Origin of the sequence: Tepidiforma sp., assembly GCF_034433535.1 — a bacterium.
GTDB lineage: Bacteria > Chloroflexota > Dehalococcoidia > Tepidiformales > Tepidiformaceae > Tepidiforma.
The window spans coordinates 1-7,310 of record NZ_DAOUAO010000088.1 but is presented as its reverse complement, the minus strand read 5'-3'; the positions used below and the strand labels follow the sequence as shown (position 1 = coordinate 7,310).

Genomic DNA, 7,310 nt, shown 5'->3' with positions numbered 1-7,310 from the left:
CTGGTTGTAGAAGCAGACCGCGGCCTGCGGGCTGACGGTGGTCAGCAGCACGCTCGCGTTCCCGGTGCCGGTCGGCTGCGCCGGGCAGGTCACGCTGTCCCCGACGATGCTGCCGAACGCCCAGCCGAGGTAGGCGTACCCGGCCTGCGCCTGCTCACCGACCGTGAACGTGCCGGCGGCAAGCCCGAGGAAGAACCCGACGTTCTGCTGGCTGAACGGCGTGGTGCCGGTGCCGCTGATGCCGGGGCCCTGGATGGTCGCGGTGAAACCGGTGGTATCGCCGGGCTGGCCCACCACCACCTTGCGCACCAGGATGCGGCCGTCGTTCGCCGTGCAGCCGATGGTCACCGTCGCGGAGTCGCTGCCCTCGGTGTCGGCGCCCTCGAAGCTGACCGTGTTGGTGGTCTCCCCGCAGACCCTGAAGTCGTTGGTCGGGACCGTCGCCGGGATGGTGACCGTGTAGGTGCCGACCGGCGTGTTGGCGGGCAGCGTGCAGCTCAGCGTCCCGCTGCTCAGCGTGCAGCTCAGCGGCGAGGTCGCCGACGGGCTGCCGTAGGTGAAGCCGCCCGGCAGGCTGTCGGTGAGGGTGAGTGGCGACGAGGTCGGGCCGTCGGCCACGCTCACCGAGATGGTCCAGTTGAAGGTGGTGCCGGGCGCAACCGTGCCCGACGGTGCCTGCTTATCGACCACCACGTTGCCGAAGCGCTGGTTGTAGAAGCAGATCACCACCGTCTCGCCGGGGAGCAGGTTCGAAACCTCAGCATCCCCGGTGTTGGTTGCCTCCGCCGGGCAGGCGCCGTTTTCGCCGCCCGGGGCCCAGCCGAGCACCTGGTAGCCGTTCTGCGGCCCCTCGGTCACGGTGTAGCTGCCAAAGACCTCGAGGTTGCTGAAGGTGGCGTTGACCGGGGCGTTGCTGGTGCTCCACTCCGCGATCTGGCCGGTCTGCGACGTCTGCGAGCCGGTGAGGGTCACCGTGAACTGGGTCGTGTCGTTCTCCACGTTGGTCACGACCTTCTTGACGATGATCTCCGGCCGCTTGCAGTTGGCAAAGAAGAACGGATACGGCTCCGACCCGTTGCCGTTATCGGCGACCTGGGCCGGGAATTCGCACTGCTGCCACCCTTCGGCCGGCGTTTCAATGACGTTCTCTATGTTCGGCACCCACCAGTACGGGACCTTGCACACCCAGATGGCGACCACCGGCTCCCACGTCTCTTCGGGATTTTCGATGACCGGGCCGGTGCAGTTGGCCGCCATGGTCCAGCCGGGCAGGTCGGTGATGGTGAACGTTGGGTAATCGGCCTCGGTGACCGAGGTCACCCCAAAGAACGCCTTGATGAGCGCGATCTCTTTCTCGGCCGACACGTTGTAGGCGATGCACCAGACCTCCTGGTCCGCGCCCGGCAGCCCGGCGCTGAAGTCGATCCACTCCCAGTTGTCCTGGTTGAGGTGGTCCTTCCAGCACTTGAGGCCGGCGAACCCGTAGCCCGTGCGCAGCTCCTCCTCAACCCGGAGGGTGTTGGCCTGGAGCGCGAGCGCCAGCTGCGCCGGGGCGAGGGTGTGCGTGCCGTAGTCGTTTGCGGCGTTGTGGGCGATGGTCGCAAGGGGCGTGTTGCCGTCCGCGCTCTTCAGGTAGAAGTTCCAGTCGCCGGTTTCGCCCTCGCCGTCGCCCCAGACATGGCAGTTGGACTGGCTCCGGCCGTCGTTCGACGGGGTGACCGGGTCATCGCCGCCGGCGGGAGCCACGGTCTGGTTGAGCTGGCCGCTCAGGCCGCCGGTCGACGACATGGAGGGCCTGCCGATGTCATCGATGCCGGTGCCGTCGTTCTTCGCGACATCGCCAAGGCTGTTGCAGATCACCTTCTGGAATTTCACGGTGACGGTGACCGGCTGCTCCTTGTTGGTGACGGTGTACGTCTCCGGGCTCGGCGAGGAGGTGACCTGCGGGTAGCCGGCGGCATGCTGCCACCCGGCGGGGGTGCCGGTCTCCGAGATGGTTACCTGGGCATCAGCGGGGACCGAAATCACCGCGCACGCTGGCTGGCCGCCTTCATCCACGGTCAGCTGGACCGCCTGCGACTGCTGCCCATAGCTCGCCTGGATGGTGAAGGTCTGGTTCTTACGGGTCACGCCGTCCCCGTTGTCCTCGACCACCTTGCAGATCGTGACCTCGCGGGTGCAGAGCGCGGGGTCGCCTTTGAGGGTGATGGTCGACGAGGCCTGTTCGACCAGGACCGCCACCTCCCCGGACCGCGCATAGAGCTGGACCGTGTTGGTAATCGGTGTGTCCCCGCAGGTTCGAGCCGGTGTCGGGTTCGCCTTCACGGTGAACGTCAGCGAGGACCCGGCCGGGAAGGTGCAGCTCGCCCCTGCCTCGCTCGTCACGTCCGCAGTAAAGCCCGGCCCGCACCCCGCCCCGCCGGCCGACGAACCCGACACAACCGTCACGTCTGAAAGCTCCTTGATGACGAGGGCGCGAGCGACCCCGCCGTCCGCCGCGGACGGGTTGCTCACCGTCACCGTCCACGCCACCTGCTGCGGGTCACCGGTCGATGCCGCGTAGACCGGTGCCTTCGTGATGGTCGGCCCCTGAATCTTCGCGTTGTAGAAGCAGACGACGACCGTCTCACCCGCCGGGACTTGGCCGACAAATGCCGCCGCCCCGCTGCTGAGCGGCGTCCCCGGGCAGTTCCCGTCCGGACCCGACTGGCTCCACCCCAGCACCTGGTAGCCGTCCTGCGCTCTCTCGGTCACGGTGTAGCTCCCGGAGACGTCCAGGTTGCCGAAGAGAGCGTACGCCTGGCCCGAACTGCTCCACTCAGCGACCTGGCCGGTCTGAGAACTCTGCGAGCCGTCGCTGAGGGTCACCGTGAACTGGGTCGTGTCGTTCTCCACGTTGGTCACGACCTTCTTCACGATGACCTGCGGCTGCTTGCAATTGGTGAACGCGAAGGTCGTCGGACCTCCGCCAGTCGGCCCCGGCGGTCCCTGAGGCCCCTGTTCGCCGCTTGGCCCCGGCGGTCCCTGCGGTCCTTGCTCCCCCTCCGGACCAGGCGGCCCGCTCAAGGTGCACGCCTGCCAGCCCGGGGACGGCGCTTCGCTCACCGTGCCATTCCAGCTCCCTGGCACGATGCACGTCCATGTCACAGTCGTGCCATTCGCGCTCATTGTACAATTGTCGTTGAACACCCAGTTAGCAGGCTCCGGTTCGAATGTGAAGTGCGGATAGTCGTTGGAAGAAATCTGATTCGCTCCAACGAACTCTTTCGTGATGATGACCGTCTTCGTCGGCGGCACGTTGTAGGCGATGCAGTGCATCGGCGAGCCATTTGCCAGCGCGGTCTCGATGTCGCTCTTCCGAAGATCTTCCGAATTGTCGGCGTCGTAGTGGTCGGCCAGGCACTTCAGGGCGCCGAACCCATACCCGCTCGACGGGAGCACCTCCCGCACCCGCGCGTACCCGTTCGCCCCGAAGATCTCCGCCACGACGGCCGGGTCGAGCTCAACTGCCTGGCTTCCCGTCACCGCGACCGTCTGCAGGACATTCGCCCCGTTCGCGTCCAGGATTTCGAACGACCACGGGCCCGTCGCCAGCGCACACGGTTCGCTCGGCCGCGGCGTGACGAAATCGCTGCCGCTCGCGGGGTACTCGCCGCCGAGCACCGTGGGCGGCAGCGGCGAACCACTCAGCGGGAGCCCAATATCGCTCGTGTACTGCTGCAGGTTTCCTTCGTTTCTTGGCACCTGGGCGTAGGTGTCGCAGATGTACTTGGAGAAGGTGATGTGGACTTGGGGAGTACTGCGCCCGTACATCAGGCAAACCACAGTTGTTTGCGCTTGGACAATACTGAAATCGAATGCTCCCCCGGTTGCATAGGAAGCCCGACCGGTCGGGCACTGCGGCTGACCATTCAAGATGGAACCTGTCGACCATCCCACTACCTGCCAGCCGGCCGGCAGCGCGTTTAGTTCCAAATGGTAGCTGTCGGTTGCAAAGCCCATTGACGGCATGAAGGCGCTTGCAGCCACCGGCCCCCACGCTGTGAGGCTGGTTGTGCCCTGTGCCACATTTCCAGAAATGTCGGGCGCACCCGCGGCGTCTCCGTTCACGACCGTCCCGACAACCAACGTCCCGCCGGAGAAATTGTTCCGAATGCATACTTTCTGGTTTCCTGTACCCGGGGGAATAGCGCCATTCGTTGGACTATCGTTGTAGCCGCTTGTGCCGCACTCATCCCTAGTCCTCGCGACGGTCTTGTATCCTCCGAGAGACCACCCGCTCCAGGAAGGCGGCGGGTTTTCTGTTGTCAGGTGCTCTTTGTTGGCCTCAACAAGGAAGTCGAATTCGGTTGCCTGTGCCGAAACAGTCCAGTCGCCCGCGTTTGTCGTTGAGCCCGAAAATGACCACTGCGCCGGCAGGCCATTGCCCACCACGACCTTTTCGATGCGAATCGTTCGAGTGGCCTGGGTGGCTGAGCCGCTTGCGCCGCCGCCAACCATCGACACGAGCGCCAGGCAGGCGAGAAGCGCCGCCGTCCGAGGCCATCGCCAGCCTAACAAGGGCTCCCAGGGCGTCTTTGAACTCCGCCTTACAGCAGACAAACGAGCCTTCGTCGCCCAACCCCCTTCGGGACTTCCGCTCGCGAGCCCCGACCCATCCACGCCTCCGCTCACATCCCGGCGCACAGAGAGCGCCCGCATCGTGACCGCCCGGCAACCGCCTGTCAACGCTCATTGCGATGATGTCGCCCGGCCGATGACAGCATGGCGTTCGGTAGAGTCCCACGGTAGCGTGACTCGCCCATAGCGGCCGGTCATGTGGACCCTGTCGCCGGTCTACTGCTTCGGGCGCCCTCCCCGTCGGCGGCCCAGCAGTTTGCGGATGCGCGGGGCAAGTGCCGCGTACACCATCCCGGTGGCGATGCCGGCCAGCCCGCCGAGGATAAGCCACGGTGCCACCGAGTCGTTCCCATCATCGGCCGCCTGGATGACGACCGGGCCGGGCGTGCGCCCTTCCCCCGGCGTCGACCCGCTCCCCTCGGAACGCGCACCCGCCACTGTCGGGGCGGCCCCTGCCGGAAATTCATTTGGCCGGCCCGGCGTGGGGCGCAGGGTAATCGCCCAGGCGGCGGCATCCGGCTCCGCAAGGAGGTCCCGCAGTCCCAGCGTCTCGCCCGGGCCGGGCGCCGTCGGCGCCGGGTCGAACACGTCGGTCCGGCTGCCCCAGGAGAGCTCATCCACCAGCCGCCCGGCGGGGCTGATAAGACGCAGCACATCCCCGCCGTTGCCCAGCCCGTTGCCGATCTCGCCGTCCGGGACGCGCGCCACCAGGACGTCCTCCGGGAAGGCAGCGTCCGCCCCTGCGACCACCGCGCAGGCCCCAGCGGGCAGGGCAAGCGCAGGCAGGCTATCGCGTGCCGCGCCGTCGGCCAGCACCCAGCCCCCAAGGTCCACCGGTTCCCCGCCGGTATTGCAGAGCTCGACCCACTCCTCGGCGGCGTCCCGGCCGGCAGCCGGTGGGTCGCTCATCACCTCGCTCAGCCGCAGGGTCTCGGGGCCGCTCCAGGCCGTCGCAGCCGGGGCCGCCGGCGAACCTCCGCCGCCGTTGCTGCGGGCAGGTGCCGGCGTGCTTCGCGGCGTCGAACCCGCCGGGGACGTCGCGCTGCTCGCGGGGCTCGAAGCCGACCTCGGCGTGGCTGTCGGCGTGGGCGGCGGCTCTTCGGAGGGGCCGAACCAGGCGTCATCGAAGCACGCGGTCGACGGCCCGTCAGGGTGCAGCAGCAGCCGCACCCGGGCCGACCGGGCTGCCGCCGGCGCGCGCACCGGCCCGGTCTCCAGCTCGCTCCACCCGCCTGCGGTCCGCTCGCTCTCGGCGTTCGCCAGGGCCGAACCGCTGCCATCGGCCGAGGCGTACCAGCTGACCCGCAGCGAAGCTTCGCCGCCCGATGTCATCGCCGCGGCCCGCGCGGCGTACCAGGCCCCGCCCTCCACCGGCACCGGCTGATGCAGCCACTTCGTCGAAGCCGTCTCCGAATCGAGGCAGGCAGCGTAGCGCCCGCCGTGGGCGTCCTGGCTCGCCCGCATCTCCCCGCCGTACTTCGCCCAGTACGCCGGCCGACCATCGACCACCACTTCGAAATCTCCGTTCGCCAGCAGCCCGCCGGCATCCGAACCCCGCGGCGGGGTGGGGGTCGAAGTCGGCGCCAGCGTCGGCGTACGGGTTGGCGTTCCCACCCGCGGCGGGGTCGGGGTACGGGTGGGCGTCGGCGTCCTGGTGGGGGTCAGCGTCCGGGTGGCAGTCGGCGTGCGCGTTGGCGTTGGGCTCGAACCGCTCCCGCTTCCCGGTGGGGGGCTCGCGGCACCTGCCGGCGTCGGGGTCGCAGTCGGTTCAAGCGTCGGCGTCGGCGTCGCGGTCGGGGTCGGGTGCCCCGCCTCTACCTCGAGGCTCGCTCCCACCAGCCGGACCTTCTGCCCGGCCTGCCCCATGAGCGTGACCACGAACACCAGCGCGACCGTCCCCGGCGGCGCCGACGCCAGCTCCGCGCTCAGCGTCAGCGGCGCGGGCCCGAGCGCGACTTCGCTCGTGCTGACCGTCCCCAGCCCGACGATGCCCGACTGGCTCCACGGCTGCAGCGCCAGCCGGGCGCTGGTCCCGGGTTCGCCCGAGAGGGTGAGGGTCGCCCGGAAGAGCTGGCCGGGTGCAGCCTCCACGCCCTGCCGAACGCTCCCGGATTGGCCCGTGAGCACCACCGCCCCGGGCGCAGGGTCGTCGGGGTCGTGGTCGAGCCCGTCCGGGGCCCAATCGTCATCCAGCGGCAGCAGGAAATCAGCGTTGGCGAGCAGATTGCCATCGGCGCCGGCGGGCGAAGCCATCGTGGCGGCCAGCCCGAGCAGCGCCAACGCCGAGAGGAGCAGCGGCAGAACGGGGACGCGTCGCCCGCGGGTCATGCCGCTCACCCCTCGCGCTCAAGATGGCCGGGAACGTAGCGACGTTGCGTTGGCACGTCAAGCCCTCGCGGCGAACAACGAGCTGGTATCACAGGTCGTCCAGCCTTGAGCGGAAACTGGCGACCGGCCAAAAGGCCAGGAGGGGCGAGCGCCTAACGTGAGCACGATCCTCAATGAAGCCACCATCTTTCGATGGTGGAAACCAACGATGGCATTACCAGTGACGTCCCGGTAAGGATCCCTCAATGAAGCCACCATCTTTCGATGGTGGAAACTGGGCGCGTTTCGGCGCCACCGCACCTTAACAATTCACCCTCAATGAAGCCACCATCTTTCGATGGTGGAAACCCGCCCACAGTCCG

Annotated in this window: 2 protein-coding genes; both read right to left on the bottom strand. The window is 68.1% G+C overall.

What is annotated here, in order from left to right; all coding sequences use genetic code 11:
- On the bottom strand, positions 1 to 3,813 hold a 3,813-nt coding region (locus VAE46_RS05030), incomplete at its 3' end, for a hypothetical protein (RefSeq protein ID WP_322795824.1).
- A gap of 1,023 nt (positions 3,814 to 4,836) precedes the next feature.
- The gene (locus tag VAE46_RS05025) at positions 4,837 to 6,948 is read right to left on the bottom strand and encodes a lamin tail domain-containing protein (RefSeq protein ID WP_322795823.1); all 2,112 of its coding nucleotides are present in this window, start codon (positions 6,946 to 6,948) and stop codon (positions 4,837 to 4,839) included.
- Positions 6,949 to 7,310 lie beyond the last annotated feature (362 nt).